Consider the following 14,479-nt stretch of genomic DNA (forward strand, 5'->3'; position numbering starts at 1 on the left):
TATACTACGGCCTTATTAATTCATCATCTATGACAGAGGAACATGTATGGGTGGTATCAGTATTTGGCAGTTGTTGATCATTGCCGTCATCGTTGTACTGCTATTTGGCACCAAGAAACTCGGCTCCATCGGTTCCGATCTTGGCGCATCGATTAAAGGCTTCAAAAAAGCGATGGGTGATGATGAGCCTAAGCAAGATAAAACCAGCCAGGACGCTGATTTTACAGCTAAATCCATCACCGATAAGCAGGGCGAAGTGAAAAAGGAAGACGCCAAAAGCCAAGATAAAGAGCAGGTATAATCCGTGTTTGATATCGGTTTTAGCGAACTGTTATTGGTGTTCGTGATCGGCCTCATTGTCCTGGGGCCGCAACGATTACCCGTAGCGGTAAAAACGGTTGCTGGCTGGGTGCGTGCTTTACGTTCCCTGGCAACTACTGTTCAGAATGAACTGACCCAGGAGCTTAAGCTTCAGGAGTTTCAGGACAGCCTGAAGAAAGTAGAGAAAGCGAGCCTGACAAATCTGACCCCGGAGCTGAAAGCGTCAATGGATGAGCTGCGTGAAGCGGCGGAATCGATGAAGCGTTCTTACAGCGTGCACGATCCTGAGAAAGCGAGCGATGAAGCGCACACTATCCATAATCCGGTGGTGAAAGAAGGTGAAGCGCAGCGAGAAGGGGTCACCCCTGCCGCCGCTGAAAATCAGGCCAGTTCGCCGGAGCAAAAACCGGAATCCACGGGTGCTAAAACGCCAGAGCCGACGGAAAACACTTCCGCTACGTTGATGGATGCAGAAAAGAAAGCTGCCGCACCTGTTGTCGAATCCTCACCCTCGTCGAGTGATAAACCGTAAACATGTCTGTAGAAGATACCCAACCGCTCATCACGCATCTTATTGAGCTGCGTAAGCGACTCCTGAACTGCATTATTGCGGTAATCGTGATCTTTCTGGCGTTGGTTTATTTTGCCAACGACATTTACCATATGGTTGCGGCACCGCTGATTAAACAGATGCCGCAGGGTGCAACGATGATCGCCACCGATGTGGCTTCGCCGTTCTTTACGCCAATCAAGTTGACCTTCATGGTGTCGCTGATCCTGTCAGCGCCAGTGATCCTCTACCAGGTATGGGCATTCATTGCGCCTGCTTTGTACAAACATGAACGTCGCCTGGTTGTGCCGCTGCTGGTCTCCAGTTCGTTGCTGTTCTACATCGGCATGGCATTCGCCTATTTTGTTGTCTTCCCGTTGGCGTTTGGTTTTCTGGCCAACACGGCTCCGCAAGGCGTACAGGTATCAACGGACATTGCCAGCTATCTCAGTTTCGTCATGGCGCTGTTTATGGCTTTCGGGGTCTCTTTTGAGGTCCCTGTCGCCATTGTGCTGCTATGCTGGATGGGCATTACGACGCCAGACGATTTACGCAAGAAGCGTCCTTACGTTGTGGTTGGGGCATTTGTCGTCGGGATGTTACTGACCCCGCCAGATGTCTTCTCGCAAACGTTGTTGGCGATACCGATGTACTGCCTGTTTGAAGTGGGCGTTTTCTTCTCTCGTTTCTATGTCGGCAAACGACGTACGAGAGATGAGGACAACGAGGCTGAAGAAGCAAAAGAAGCCGAAGCCACCGAGAAAACAGAAGAGTAAATTCAACCGCCCGTCAGGGCGGTTGTCATATGGGAGGTAGCATGTTTGACATTGGCGTTAATTTAACCAGTTCACAATTTGCAAAAGACAGGGATGATGTTGTGGCGCGCGCCTTTGCTGCGGGCGTAAACGGTATGCTTCTGACCGGAACAAACCTGCACGAAAGCCAGCAGGCGCTAAAGTTGGCACAGCATTATCCGCATTGCTGGTCCACGGCTGGCGTGCACCCGCATGACAGCAGCCAATGGCAATCCTCAACGGAAGACGAGATTATCGCACTGGCAAACCAGTCTGAGGTGGTCGCTATTGGCGAGTGCGGTCTGGATTTCAATCGCAATTTCTCCACGCCGCAGGAGCAGGAACGTGCTTTTGAGGCGCAACTGCGCATTGCTGCTGAACTGCAGATGCCGATTTTCATGCATTGTCGGGATGCCCATGAGCGTTTTCTGACGTTGCTGGAGCCGTGGCTGGATAGCCTCCCAGGCGCGGTGCTGCACTGTTTTACCGGAACGCGGCAGGAGATGCAGGACTGCGTGGACCGGGGACTCTATATCGGTATCACCGGCTGGGTCTGTGATGAGCGCCGGGGGATGGAACTGCGGGAACTGCTGCCGTTTATTCCGGTGGAAAGGCTGCTGATTGAAACCGATGCGCCTTACCTACTCCCTCGCGACTTAACGCCTAAACCGACGTCACGGCGCAATGAACCGGCGCACCTGCCACATATTCTTGAGCGTATTGCCCACTGGCGCGGGGAAAATCCTCAATGGCTGTCAGCAACCATTGATGCTAACGTCCGAACACTGTTCGAAGTGACCTTCTAAACGGCTTAAATTTTACGAAAGCCGGTATTTTTCACGCTCTGCTTAACCTCTTTATTCAACAGGTTAAGCAGTAGCATGGAACGTGCTTCGCCATCCGGTTCGGTGAAGATCGCTTTTAGCCCCTCAAACGCCCCTTCAGTAATAATCACGCTGTCCCCTGGCTGAGGAGTTTGCGGGTCAACAATTCCTTCAGGCTTGTAGATAGAAAGCTGGTGAATAACGGGAGAAGGAACTGTCGCAGGCGTCGCGCCAAAACGGACGAAATGGCTGACACCACGCGTGGCATTGATAGTGGTGGTGTGGATCACTTCCGGGTCGAACTCGACAAACATGTAATTAGGGAATAGTGGTTCACTGACTGTGGTACGTTTACCGCGCACTATTTTTTCCAGGGTGATCATAGGCGTCAGGCAGTTCACCGCCTGCCTTTCCAGGTGTTCCTGGGCTCGCTGAAGTTGCCCACGTTTGCAGTACAGTAAATACCAGGATTGCATAATAACTCTTATCCGCTTGTTCTGAGCGCCAGCATAGCAAAAGCCATGCGTTAAGTTAATTATACCCGCCTCAACGCAGGCTGAAACCCAATGGGTATATACTCCCAGGGCTTATATGTATCGCCAGAGTTCACGCTAATTTAACAAAAATACAGCATCACAATGATGAACGCCGTATAATGAAGCGCTTACGAAGAGGCCACAATGGACGCCATGAAATATCACGATTTACGCGACTTCCTGACGCTGCTTGAACAGCAGGGCGAGCTCAAACGCATTTCGCTTGAGGTGGATCCCCACCTGGAAATTACTGAAATTGCCGATCGCACTCTGCGTGCCGGTGGGCCTGCGTTACTGTTTGAGAATCCGAAAGGCTATTCAATGCCGGTGCTGTGTAACCTGTTTGGCACACCAAAGCGTGTTGCGATGGGGATGGGACAAGAAGATGTCTCGGCGCTACGAGAAGTCGGTAAACTGTTGGCGTTTTTGAAAGAGCCAGAGCCACCGAAAGGATTCCGCGATCTGTTTGATAAGCTGCCGCAGTTTAAGCAGGTGTTGAACATGCCGACTAAGCGGTTGCGTGGTGCGCCTTGTCAGCAAAAAATCTACTCAGGCGATGACGTTGATTTAAACCGCATTCCGATTATGACCTGCTGGCCGGAAGATGCCGCGCCGCTGATTACCTGGGGACTCACCGTCACGCGTGGTCCGCATAAAGAGCGGCAGAATCTGGGCATCTATCGCCAGCAGCTGATTGGTAAAAACAAGCTTATTATGCGCTGGTTGTCCCATCGCGGCGGCGCGCTTGATTATCAGGAGTGGTGCGCGGCGCATCCTGGTGAACGTTTCCCGGTTTCAGTGGCGTTGGGGGCAGATCCTGCGACCATTCTGGGGGCCGTGACGCCCGTTCCTGATACATTATCCGAGTATGCATTTGCCGGGCTGTTGCGCGGTACCAAGACCGAAGTGGTCAAATGTATTTCCAACGACCTGGAAGTGCCTGCCAGCGCAGAAATCGTACTGGAAGGGTACATCGAACCGGGCGAGCTGGCTCCAGAAGGGCCCTATGGCGATCATACCGGCTACTACAACGAAGTAGATAATTTCCCGGTCTTTACCGTCACCCACATTACCCAGCGTGAAGATGCTATTTATCACTCTACCTATACCGGACGTCCGCCTGATGAGCCAGCAGTGCTCGGCGTGGCGCTGAACGAAGTATTCGTTCCTATTCTGCAAAAGCAGTTCCCGGAAATCGTCGATTTTTACCTGCCTCCGGAAGGCTGTTCATATCGTCTGGCCGTGGTGACGATGAAAAAACAGTACGCAGGCCATGCCAAACGCGTCATGATGGGCGTTTGGTCGTTTTTGCGTCAGTTCATGTACACCAAATTTGTTATTGTCTGCGATGATGACGTTAACGCGCGCGACTGGAATGATGTAATTTGGGCTATTACTACCCGTATGGACCCCGCCCGGGATACGGTACTGGTAGAGAATACGCCAATTGATTACCTGGACTTTGCCTCGCCGGTTTCCGGCCTTGGTTCAAAAATGGGGCTGGATGCCACAAATAAATGGCCGGGCGAAACCCAACGCGAATGGGGACGTCCGATTAAAAAAGATCCTGAAGTGACTGCGCGTATTGACGTAATTTGGGATGAACTGGCCATCTTTAATGACGGCAAAAGCGCCTGAGGCGCGATCGTTTTGCCTATTGATCCGACAGAGAGAGCGCATGACAACCTTAAGCTGTAAAGTGACCTCGGTAGAAGCTATAACCGACACCGTATATCGCGTTCGTTTAGTGCCAGACGCGGCGTTTTCCTTTCGTGCTGGCCAGTATTTAATGGTCGTGATGGACGAAAGGGATAAGCGTCCGTTCTCCATGGCATCAACGCCGGACGAGCAAGGATTCATTGAGCTGCACGTTGGCGCCTCTGAGCTAAATCTTTACGCCATGGCCGTGATGGACCGTATTCTGAAAGACCGGGAAATCAAGGTCGATATTCCGCACGGCGAAGCCTGGCTGCGTGATGAAGACGAGCGCCCGCTGATCCTGATTGCCGGAGGTACAGGGTTCTCTTACGTGCGTTCTATTCTGCTTACCGCGCTGGCGCGCAATCCCAACCGCGATATCACTATTTACTGGGGCGGGCGCGAAGAGAAGCATCTCTACGATCTCTCAGAGCTGGAAGCATTGTCGGTGAATCACCCGAACCTGCGTGTTGAGCCGGTGGTAGAGCAGCCTGAAGACGGCTGGCGTGGTCGTACGGGAACCGTGTTAACGGCAGTATTGCAGGATTACGGTACTCTGGCGGAACACGATATCTACATTGCAGGTCGTTTTGAGATGGCAAAAATCGCGCGCGACCTGTTCTGTAATGAGCGTCAGGCACGTGAAGATCGCCTGTTTGGCGACGCGTTCGCGTTCATTTAAGCGCTGTGCGCCGGAGTCCTTCCGGCGCATCCATCATCAACCTTACTTCTTCTAACAGGGTGCAAGCCCGGTCTCACTGCTCCTCTTTTCAGCACATTTTTAGTAAACATGTTTTTCCTGTCTATTAACCATAAAACTGATTTTTTGTGACGGGTCTCATTTTGTTTAGTAAACAAAATGGGCAAGCTGTATCGCATCACATTGCTGGACATCAACGAGGGAAAACCATGAGGCTCGGACTGGATATCGGCGGGACTAAAATTGAAGCGGTGGTGATTGATAACGCGGGTGAAATTGTTTACCGCGAGCGATGTGCGACACCAAAGCAGAGTTACGGTGATTTTTTCCAGGCCGTGACGGAGATGATTTCTAAGGCCAGACTGGCCGTTAATCAGTCTTTATCGGTTGGTGTTGGAGTGCCTGGCGCAGTGGATAGCGAAGGTTTGATTAAGAATTCGAACATCCTGGTGTTGAATCAGCAGGCTTTTGCTCAAGACCTTGAGCGAGCGTTAGGAATACCCGTGCCTGTTACTAATGATGCCAACTGCTTTACCCTGTCGGAAGCGATGGACGGTAGCGGACACGGGCATAGCGTGGTATTTGGTGTGATCCTCGGTACCGGTTGCGGCGGTGGACTATGCATCGATAACCGTTTGATCTCCGGACCTAACGCCTGTGCAGGAGAGTGGGGACATAATGCATTGCCGCGCTACCACGAATCTCGGGATGGGGCTGAAGTGACATGCTATTGCGGACAGGTGAACTGTATTGAGAGCTTTATTTCCGGCAGCGGCCTGGAGCGTCAGTATATGAGTCACACCGCACAACATGCAGATGTGCCACATATTATGCAGCGGGTAGAATCGGGTGATGCAGATGCCTGTTTGTTATGGGAACGCTATTGCGATCAGCTGGCGCGCGCGTTGGCGGGGGTGGTGAATACGCTCGATCCCGATGTTATCGTGCTGGGCGGTGGGGTATCCAATATCACTTTACTGTACTCAGGCTTGCAGGCGCGAGTGGCGCAGTACGTATTTGGTAAACAGTGCCGTACGCCGATCGTTCAGGCCCGACACGGTGACAGCAGCGGCGTACGCGGCGCGGCCTGGCTGGGGGCACAAAAGGCCAGCGTAAATCAATGAGAGTGACATGACGAAACCTGTACGTATCAGGGACATTGCCGAAGCTTGTGGTGTCTCGGTTGGCGCGGTTTCCCGCGCCCTGAAAGGGCAGCCAGGGCTACGTGAAGATACCCGGCTGCGCATTATTTCTGTGGCGCAGCAGCAGGGTTATGATTTTTCTCGCCTGCGCGCAGACAAGATCAAACGCGTCCTGTTTTTGCTGCACCGCCAGCACAATATCAGCCGGGCATTGCCGTTTTATTCTCAACTGCTGCTGGGGATAGAAGATAACTGTCGTGACCATGGTATTGCGCTGAGCTTTCTCTCCATTGGTCCAGGCGATGCAGTGAGTGAGCAGGTGATGTTGCACCAGCCTGATGCGCTGATCTGCGCGGGATTTTTTGAGCCTGAATTACTTGGCTTGCTGCAACAGATGAAACTGCCGTTGGTGCTGGTGGATCTCTGGGCGCCGGACCTGCCTTGCGTGAACCCGGACAATACCCAGGGCGGTTATCTGGCCACGCAACATCTGATTGCGCAAGGGCGCAGCCGTATCGCTTTTCTTGCCAGTTCGCTTGCGCACTACAGCATCCGTCAGCGCGAGAAGGGCTACCGTCAGGCATTGTATGAAGCCCGCTTGCTGATGCCGCCAGAGTATGAAGCCATTGCGCCGCCACTGCTGGATACCGAGCAATCTTTGGTGGAGGCGGTTAATGAATTGCTCAGTCTGCCAGAGCCGCCCGACGCCATTTTTGCCTATAACGACGCGGCAGCGCTGGTTGTTCAACGGGTGTGTACGCAGCAGGGTATACGTATCCCGGAAGATCTTGCGTTGGTGGGGTTTGATGATATTGATGCTGCGGCCTGGTCACATCCACCACTCACCACCATTGCGGTTGATAAACAACAATTGGGGCGTGAAGCGCTGCGTTTATTGCTGGAAGAAAATCAGGAAGAGAATCTGCTGTTGCCGGTGCAGTTAGTGGTGCGTGGTAGTTCAGGGAAATAAAAAACCCGCCCCTGACAGGCGGGAAGAACGGCAACTAAACCTTTCCCCGTCATAATTCACTCTGCCTCTTTGTTGGCTGCCTTTGCTCACCCCGGTCACATAGTTATCTATGCTCCCGGGGATTCGCTCAGTTGCCGCCGCGATGCAGCGCGAATTATTTAGGGGAATTTATCTTTGATTAAACTCGCTCAAATACCGTTGCGATGCCCTGGCCTAACCCGATACACATCGTCGCCAGGCCAAACTGTACGTCTTTGCGTTCCATCAGGTTGAGCAGGGTGGTGCTGATACGCGCCCCGGAGCATCCCAGTGGGTGGCCCAGAGCGATCGCGCCGCCGTTGAGGTTGATCTTCTCGTCTATCTGCTCCATCAGTCCCAGATCTTTAATGCACGGCAGGATCTGAGCGGCAAAGGCTTCGTTCATCTCAAACAAGCCGATGTCGCTGGTGGAGAGTCCCGCTTTTTTCAGCGCCAGCTTTGAGGCCGGAACCGGACCGTAACCCATGATTGACGGGTCGCAGCCAACAACAGCCATCGAACGAATACGGGCACGCGGCGTCAGACCCAGTTCACGGGCGCGACTTTCACTCATGACCAGCATCGCCGCTGCGCCGTCGGAGAGTGCGGAGGAGGTACCGGCAGTGACCGTTCCACTAACCGGATCGAACGCTGGGCGCAGGGTGGAGAGCGCTTCAACGGTTGTCTCCGGGCGGATAACCTCATCGTAGTTAAACTGCTTCAGCACGCCGTCGGCATCATGACCGCCGGTCGGGGTGATTTCGTTTTTAAATGCGCCAGACTGTGTTGCAGCCCAGGCGCGAGCATGTGAACGTGCGGCGAAAGCATCCTGCATTTCACGGCTGATGCCGTGCATGCGGGAGAGCATTTCTGCGGTCAGACCCATCATCCCCGCCGCTTTTGCTACGTTGCGGCTCATGCCCGGATGGAAATCAACGCCGTGGCTCATTGGTACATGGCCCATATGCTCCACGCCACCAATCAGGCACGCCTGAGCATCGCCGGTCATGATCATACGTGCCGCGTCGTGCAGCGCCTGCATTGATGAACCGCACAGGCGGTTCACGGTGACCGCCGGAACGGAGTGCGGGATTTCCGCCAGCAGCGCGGCGTTACGGGCGATGTTGAAACCCTGCTCAAGCGTTTGCTGCACACAGCCCCAGTAAATGTCATCCAGCGCGGTTGGATCCAGCGCCGGATTACGCGCCAGCAGGCTACGCATTAAGTGTGCGGAGAGATCTTCTGCACGCACGTTACGAAACGCCCCCCCTTTTGAACGGCCCATCGGGGTACGGATCGCATCAACAATTACAACCTGTTCCATTGTGACTCCTTAAGCCGTTTTCAGGCTGCCAACCGGGCGGGCAGGCTCAACCTGGGGATAATACGGTTCGTTATGGCGCGCCTTATCACGCAGACCAGCAGGAACTTCATACAGCGCTCCGAGGTGCTGATACTGCTGGGCCATATCGAGATACTTCGCGCTGCCGAGCGTATCCAGCCAGCGGAACGCGCCGCCGTGGAAAGGAGGGAAGCCCAGGCCATACACCAGCGCCATATCGGCTTCTGCCGGGCTGGCGATAATGCCTTCTTCCAGGCACCGTACCACTTCGTTGACCATTGGGATCATCATGCGAGCGATAATCTCTTCATCACTGAATTCGCGTTTCGGCTGGCTGACTTCTGCCAGCAGATCATCAACGGTGGCATCCTCTTCTTTTTTCGGCTTGCCCTTGTTGTCTTCTTTATAACGCCAGAATCCAAGACCGTTTTTCTGTCCGAAACGGTTTGCATCAAACAGGGCGTCTATCGCGTCGCGATAATCTTTCTGCATACGCTGAGGGAAGCCTGCGGACATCACTGCCTGCGCGTGATGTGCGGTATCAATTCCCACCACGTCCAGCAGATAAGCCGGGCCCATCGGCCAGCCAAACTGTTTTTCCATGACTTTATCGACTTTGCGGAAACCCGCCCCATCGCGCAGCAACTGGCTGAAACCGGCAAAATACGGGAACAGCACGCGGTTCACGAAGAAACCGGGGCAGTCGTTGACCACAATTGGCGTTTTGCCCATCTGGCTTGCCCATGCGACAACTTTGGCGATGGTTTCATCCGAGCTTTTCTCGCCGCGAATGATCTCAACCAGTGGCATGCGGTGTACTGGGTTAAAGAAGTGCATCCCACAGAAATTTTCCGGGCGTTTGAGCACGCTGGCCAGTTCGTTGATTGGAATGGTAGAGGTATTCGAAGCCAGTACGGTGTCCGGGCGTACCTTATCTTCGGTTTCCGCCAGTACCGCTTTTTTCACTTTCGGGTTTTCCACGACCGCTTCGACTACCACGTCCACGCGCTCGAAACCGCTATAGTCGAGGGTTGGATGAATAGTGGAAATCACGCCCGCCATTTTCAGACCGTCAATTTTGCCGCGCTCAAGCTGTTTGTTCAGCAGTTTGGCCGCTTCGGTCATGCCCAGCGTTAATGATTTGTCGTTGATATCTTTCATGACAACCGGCACGCCTTTCCAGGCTGACTGGTAAGCGATGCCGCCGCCCATAATGCCTGCACCCAGCACTGCCGCTTGCTTTGGTGCTTCAATATTTTTGGTGAGCTTTTTGGCTTTGGCTTTCACGAACTGATCGTTAAGGAAGATCCCAACCAGCGCGCGAGCTTCACTGGTGTGCGCCAGTGGCACAAAGCTTTTATTTTCCAGATTCAGCGCTTCTTCACGGCCAAAACGAGCCGCTGCTTCAATGGTTTTTACCGCGGTAATCGGTGCGGGATAATGCTTACCTGCCGTCTGCGCCACCATGCCTTTGGCGATGGTAAAGCTCATAGCAGCTTCAATTTTGCTGAGTTTCAACGGCTCCAGCTTAGGCTGACGTTTGGCTTTCCAGTCGAGGTCGCCGTTAATCGCCTGACGTAATACCGCGATCGCGCCATCAAGCAGTTTGTCTTGCTTCACTACGCCATCGACCAGACCGATTTTTAGCGCCTGCTCAGCACCAACGTCTTTACCTGCCGCAATAATTTCCAGCGCGCTGTCCGCACCCAGCATACGTGGCATACGCACAGAGCCGCCAAAGCCCGGCATAATGCCCAGCTTGGTTTCCGGCAGACCAATGCGCAGGTCCGGCGTTGCCAGACGATAATCGGTTGCCAGGACACACTCGCAGCCACCGCCCAACGCATAGCCATTTACCGCTGAGAGGGTCGGAACAGGTAGATCTTCGAGGCGGTTAAAGACGCTGTTGGCAAAATGCAGCCACTGGCTCAGTTGCTCTTCAGGCACGAGGAACAGTGAAAGGAATTCGGTGATATCGGCACCAACAATAAAGGCTGCTTTGTTAGAGCGCAGCAGCAGCCCTTTTAAATTCGGTTGTTTTTCCAGCACATCAAGCGCATGGCCCAGGCTGGCAACGGTGGCCGTGTCGAGTTTATTGACCGAACCAGGGGCATCGAACACCAGTTCGGCGATGCCATCTTCCAGCCAGTCGAGGTACAGGGTGTCGCCTTTGTAAAGCATGTCAGTCTCCTGAATCCGCAAGGTGATCTGGTCATACCAGATGAATCGAAGTGTGTGTTTTATGTTAATAAAATGCAAATGAATGATTAAAGAAATGACGATTCGATCACGCTCGGCAGAAATCACGCACTCACAAAGCGATGTGCTAAGATGCGGAGACTTGAGGTCAAAAAAACAGAAGGGTAGAAAATGGAATCACTGGCCGCACTCTATAAAAATCATATCGTTACCTTACAAGAACGGACGCGCGACGCGCTGGAGCGCTTCAAGCTGGATGCGTTACTTATTCACTCAGGCGAACTTGTTAACGTCTTTCTCGACGATCATCCGTATCCGTTTAAGGTCAATCCGCAATTCAAAGCCTGGGTGCCTGTCACGCAGGTTCCTAACTGCTGGTTGCTGGTGGATGGCGTAAACAAGCCGAAACTGTGGTTCTACCTGCCGGTCGATTACTGGCACAACGTTGAGCCGCTGCCTACCTCTTTCTGGACGGAAGAAATCGAGATCATCGCGCTGCCGAAAGCGGATGGTATCGGTAGCCAACTGCCTGCTGCTCGCGGCAATATCGGTTACATTGGCCCGGTTCCGGAACGTGCCCTGCAACTGGACATCGCGGCCAGCAACATCAACCCGAAAGGGGTGATCGACTACCTGCATTATTACCGTGCCTATAAAACGGACTACGAACTGGCCTGTATGCGCGAAGCGCAGAAAATGGCAGTAAATGGACACCGTGCAGCAGAAGAAGCGTTCCGTTCCGGAATGAGCGAGTTTGATATCAACCTCGCTTACCTGACTGCCACCGGTCACCGCGACACCGACGTGCCATACAGCAACATCGTGGCGCTTAACGAGCATGCTTCGGTTCTTCATTACACCAAGCTGGATCATCAGGCGCCGTCTGAAATCCGCAGCTTCCTGCTCGACGCTGGCGCAGAATACAACGGCTATGCGGCAGACCTGACGCGTACCTGGTCGGCGAAAAACGACAACGACTATGCGCATCTGGTGAAAGACGTTAACGACGAAGAGCTGGCGCTGATTGCCACCATGAAAGCAGGTGCCAGCTACGTGGATTACCACATTCAGTTCCATCAGCGCATCGCGAAGCTGCTGCGTAAGCATCAAATCATCACCGATATGAGTGAAGAGGCGATGGTAGAAAACGATCTTACTGGGCCGTTTATGCCACACGGCATTGGTCACCAGTTGGGCCTGCAGGTACATGATGTCGCTGGCTTTATGCAGGATGACAGTGGTACCCATCTGGCCGCGCCGTCGAAGTATCCTTACCTGCGTTGCACCCGCGTATTGCAACCGGGCATGGTTCTGACCATCGAACCGGGCATTTACTTCATTGAATCTCTGCTGGCGCCGTGGCGTGAAGGGCAGTTCAGCAAACACTTCAACTGGCAGAAAATTGAAGCCCTGAAACCGTTCGGCGGTATTCGTATTGAAGACAACGTGGTGGTCCACGAAAACAATATCGAAAACATGACTCGGGATTTGAAACTGGCGTAATGGACAGTTGGTTAATCCCTGCGGGGCCGGTTAGCGTCGTCGAAGAGATCAAAAAAAGCCGCTTCATTACGCTGCTCGCCCATACGGACGGCGTAGAAGCGGCAAAAGCGTTTGTTGAATCAGTCAAAGCGGAACACCCGGACGCCCGCCACCATTGCGTGGCGTGGGTGGCGGGTGCGCCCAATGACTCGCAGCAGCTAGGATTTTCAGACGATGGCGAACCGGCGGGTACGGCAGGTAAACCGATGCTCGCACAGCTGATGGGGAGCGGTGTCGGTGAGATTACCGCTATAGTCGTGCGCTACTACGGCGGTATCCTTCTCGGTACTGGAGGGTTGGTAAAAGCCTACGGTGGCGGTGTGAATCAGGCGTTGCGCCAGTTAACGACACAGCGCAAGACGCCATTAACCGAATATACTTTGCAGTGTGAGTACGGTCAGCTGGCAGGCATTGAAGCTTTGCTGGGGCAGTTTGACGGTAAAGTCGTTGCCAGTGATTACCAGGCTTTTGTTCGACTCAGGGTGGCGCTTCCTTTTGCCAAAGTGGATGAGTTTTCGGCAAAACTGGCGGATTTTAGTCGTGGTTCATTGCAATTGTTAGCGATTGAAGAATAATCCCCACCTCATTTTAAAGAACTAAGGAAGCGGCAGAGATGCATTTTCGCGCCATCACCCGAATCGTTGGACTACTGGTCATCTTATTCTCGGGGACAATGATTATCCCTGGACTGGTAGCGCTCATATACCGTGACGGGGCAGGGCGTGCATTCACCCAAACTTTCTTCGTTGCTTTGGCGATCGGCTCCATGCTGTGGTGGCCAAACCGTAAAGAGAAGGGCGAGCTGAAATCGCGCGAAGGATTTCTGATTGTCGTTTTGTTCTGGACCGTTCTGGGCAGCGTGGGTGCGCTACCGTTCATCTTTGCGGAAAGCCCAAACCTGACGATAACCGACGCTTTTTTTGAATCCTTTTCCGGATTGACCACCACCGGTGCAACGACGTTGGTGGGGCTGGATTCATTGCCACACGCGATTCTCTTTTATCGCCAGATGCTGCAATGGTTCGGCGGGATGGGGATCATCGTGCTGGCGGTGGCTATCCTGCCTATTCTTGGCGTGGGTGGGATGCAGCTCTATCGGGCAGAAATGCCGGGGCCGCTGAAAGATAATAAGATGCGCCCGCGTATTGCCGAAACGGCGAAAACGCTGTGGCTTATCTATGTATTACTGACGGTGGCGTGCGCGCTGGCGCTATGGTTTGCCGGGATGCCTGCGTTTGACGCCATTGGGCACAGTTTTGCCACGATTGCCATCGGTGGTTTTTCCACACACGATGCCAGCGTGGGGTATTTCGACAGTCCCACGATTAATACGATTATTGCTATCTTCTTGCTGATCTCCGGTTGTAACTATGGTCTGCACTTCTCTTTATTAAGTGGGCGTAGTCTGAAGGTTTACTGGCGCGATCCGGAATTCCGCATGTTCATCGGCGTGCAGTTGACGCTGGTGGCTGTCTGTACGTTGGTGCTGTGGATACACAATACCTATGGCTCGGCGCTCACGACGATCAACCAGGCCTTTTTCCAGGTGGTATCGATGGCGACGACTGCCGGATTTACCACGGACAGTATTGCCCGCTGGCCGCTGTTCCTGCCGGTGCTGCTGCTGTGTTCTGCTTTTATCGGCGGCTGTGCCGGGTCGACGGGGGGGGGCTTGAAGGTGATTCGTATCCTGCTGCTGTTTAAGCAAGGCAACCGCGAATTGAAACGACTGGTTCATCCGAATGCGGTTTACAGTATCAAACTGGGTAACCGTGCGTTGCCGGAGCGAATTCTTGAAGCCGTATGGGGATTCTTCTCTGCCTATGCGTTGGTCTTTATTATC

At 53.4% G+C, this 14,479-nt stretch carries 14 protein-coding genes (1 of these 14 running past the window's edge); 11 read left to right on the forward strand and 3 right to left on the reverse strand.

Going from position 1 to position 14,479, the window contains the following annotated elements:
- Positions 1-46: 46 nt before the first annotated feature.
- From tatA to tatD, 4 genes are read left to right on the forward strand one after another with little or no spacing between them, the layout of a single operon-like run.
- On the forward strand, positions 47-301 hold the full coding sequence (gene tatA / locus WC1_RS00870; RefSeq protein ID WP_003017888.1) for a Sec-independent protein translocase subunit TatA: 255 nt from the start codon (positions 47-49) through the stop codon (positions 299-301).
- A gap of 3 nt (positions 302-304) precedes the next feature.
- Positions 305-853: a Sec-independent protein translocase protein TatB gene (gene tatB / locus WC1_RS00865; RefSeq protein WP_003841235.1), complete on the forward strand. Its 549-nt coding sequence runs from the start codon at positions 305-307 to the stop codon at positions 851-853.
- Between the two features lie 2 nt (positions 854-855).
- The gene (gene tatC, locus WC1_RS00860) at positions 856-1,647 is read left to right on the forward strand and encodes a Sec-independent protein translocase subunit TatC (RefSeq protein ID WP_003017884.1); all 792 of its coding nucleotides are present in this window, start codon (positions 856-858) and stop codon (positions 1,645-1,647) included.
- Between the two features lie 41 nt (positions 1,648-1,688).
- Positions 1,689-2,471: a 3'-5' ssDNA/RNA exonuclease TatD gene (tatD, locus tag WC1_RS00855; protein ID WP_003017882.1), complete on the forward strand. Its 783-nt coding sequence runs from the start codon at positions 1,689-1,691 to the stop codon at positions 2,469-2,471.
- Positions 2,472-2,476: 5 nt separating this feature from the next.
- Here the strand turns inward: tatD and rfaH are convergent, their stop codons facing one another.
- Complete coding sequence (gene rfaH, locus WC1_RS00850) at positions 2,477-2,965, reverse strand: transcription/translation regulatory transformer protein RfaH (protein WP_003017881.1); 489 nt, start codon at positions 2,963-2,965, stop codon at positions 2,477-2,479.
- Positions 2,966-3,169: 204 nt separating this feature from the next.
- Between rfaH and ubiD the strand changes: the two genes are divergently transcribed.
- From ubiD to WC1_RS00830, 4 genes are all read left to right on the forward strand, one after another.
- Positions 3,170-4,663: a 4-hydroxy-3-polyprenylbenzoate decarboxylase gene (ubiD, locus tag WC1_RS00845; RefSeq protein ID WP_016151245.1), complete on the forward strand. Its 1,494-nt coding sequence runs from the start codon at positions 3,170-3,172 to the stop codon at positions 4,661-4,663.
- 40 nt (positions 4,664-4,703) lie between these two features.
- Positions 4,704-5,405, forward strand: coding sequence for an NAD(P)H-flavin reductase (fre, locus tag WC1_RS00840; protein WP_003017873.1), 702 nt, complete (start codon positions 4,704-4,706; stop codon positions 5,403-5,405).
- A 227-nt stretch (positions 5,406-5,632) separates the two neighbouring features.
- Positions 5,633-6,547, forward strand: a complete 915-nt coding sequence (locus WC1_RS00835; protein ID WP_003844652.1) for an ROK family protein — start codon at positions 5,633-5,635, stop codon at positions 6,545-6,547.
- A 7-nt stretch (positions 6,548-6,554) separates the two neighbouring features.
- Positions 6,555-7,535 (forward strand): LacI family DNA-binding transcriptional regulator, encoded by a 981-nt coding sequence (locus tag WC1_RS00830; RefSeq protein WP_003841244.1) that lies wholly within the window; start codon positions 6,555-6,557, stop codon positions 7,533-7,535.
- Between the two features lie 178 nt (positions 7,536-7,713).
- Here the strand turns inward: WC1_RS00830 and fadA are convergent, their stop codons facing one another.
- Positions 7,714-8,877, reverse strand: coding sequence for an acetyl-CoA C-acyltransferase FadA (fadA, locus tag WC1_RS00825; RefSeq protein WP_016151246.1), 1,164 nt, complete (start codon positions 8,875-8,877; stop codon positions 7,714-7,716).
- A 9-nt stretch (positions 8,878-8,886) separates the two neighbouring features.
- Entirely contained in the window at positions 8,887-11,076 is a 2,190-nt protein-coding gene (fadB, locus tag WC1_RS00820; protein WP_016151247.1) for a fatty acid oxidation complex subunit alpha FadB, read from the reverse strand.
- A 189-nt stretch (positions 11,077-11,265) separates the two neighbouring features.
- Here fadB and pepQ point away from each other — a divergent pair, with 189 nt between their 5' ends.
- The 3 genes in view from pepQ to trkH are tightly spaced (at most 38 nt apart) and all read left to right on the forward strand, a layout consistent with a single transcriptional unit that may run on beyond the window.
- Positions 11,266-12,597: a Xaa-Pro dipeptidase gene (gene pepQ, locus WC1_RS00815; protein WP_003841250.1), complete on the forward strand. Its 1,332-nt coding sequence runs from the start codon at positions 11,266-11,268 to the stop codon at positions 12,595-12,597.
- Positions 12,597-13,211, forward strand: coding sequence for an IMPACT family protein (locus WC1_RS00810; protein ID WP_016151248.1), 615 nt, complete (start codon positions 12,597-12,599; stop codon positions 13,209-13,211). Before pepQ ends, WC1_RS00810 begins: the two co-directional genes overlap by 1 nt.
- Positions 13,212-13,249: 38 nt before the next feature.
- Positions 13,250-14,479: the 5' portion of a Trk system potassium transporter TrkH gene (trkH, locus tag WC1_RS00805; RefSeq protein ID WP_003017848.1), read on the forward strand. It continues 222 nt past the right edge of the window; only the first 1,230 of its 1,452 coding nucleotides appear in the window; its start codon is at positions 13,250-13,252; its stop codon lies beyond the right edge, outside the window.

Source organism: Citrobacter sp. KTE30, assembly GCF_000398825.1.
Taxonomy (GTDB): Bacteria; Pseudomonadota; Gammaproteobacteria; order Enterobacterales; family Enterobacteriaceae; genus Citrobacter; species Citrobacter freundii.

Bases quoted from the DNA above. Each gene is read 5' to 3' on its own strand.
- tatA (WP_003017888.1), top strand. From the start codon at position 47: ATGGGTGGTATCAGTATTTGGCAGTTGTTGATCATTGCCGTCATCGTT.
- tatC (WP_003017884.1), top strand. From the start codon at position 856: ATGTCTGTAGAAGATACCCAACCGCTCATCACGCATCTTATTGAGCTG.
- tatD (WP_003017882.1), top strand. From the start codon at position 1,689: ATGTTTGACATTGGCGTTAATTTAACCAGTTCACAATTTGCAAAAGAC.
- rfaH (WP_003017881.1), bottom strand. From the start codon at position 2,965: ATGCAATCCTGGTATTTACTGTACTGCAAACGTGGGCAACTTCAGCGA.
- ubiD (WP_016151245.1), top strand. From the start codon at position 3,170: ATGGACGCCATGAAATATCACGATTTACGCGACTTCCTGACGCTGCTT.
- fre (WP_003017873.1), top strand. From the start codon at position 4,704: ATGACAACCTTAAGCTGTAAAGTGACCTCGGTAGAAGCTATAACCGAC.
- WC1_RS00835 (WP_003844652.1), top strand. From the start codon at position 5,633: ATGAGGCTCGGACTGGATATCGGCGGGACTAAAATTGAAGCGGTGGTG.
- WC1_RS00830 (WP_003841244.1), top strand. From the start codon at position 6,555: ATGACGAAACCTGTACGTATCAGGGACATTGCCGAAGCTTGTGGTGTC.
- fadA (WP_016151246.1), bottom strand. From the start codon at position 8,877: ATGGAACAGGTTGTAATTGTTGATGCGATCCGTACCCCGATGGGCCGT.
- fadB (WP_016151247.1), bottom strand. From the start codon at position 11,076: ATGCTTTACAAAGGCGACACCCTGTACCTCGACTGGCTGGAAGATGGC.
- pepQ (WP_003841250.1), top strand. From the start codon at position 11,266: ATGGAATCACTGGCCGCACTCTATAAAAATCATATCGTTACCTTACAA.
- WC1_RS00810 (WP_016151248.1), top strand. From the start codon at position 12,597: ATGGACAGTTGGTTAATCCCTGCGGGGCCGGTTAGCGTCGTCGAAGAG.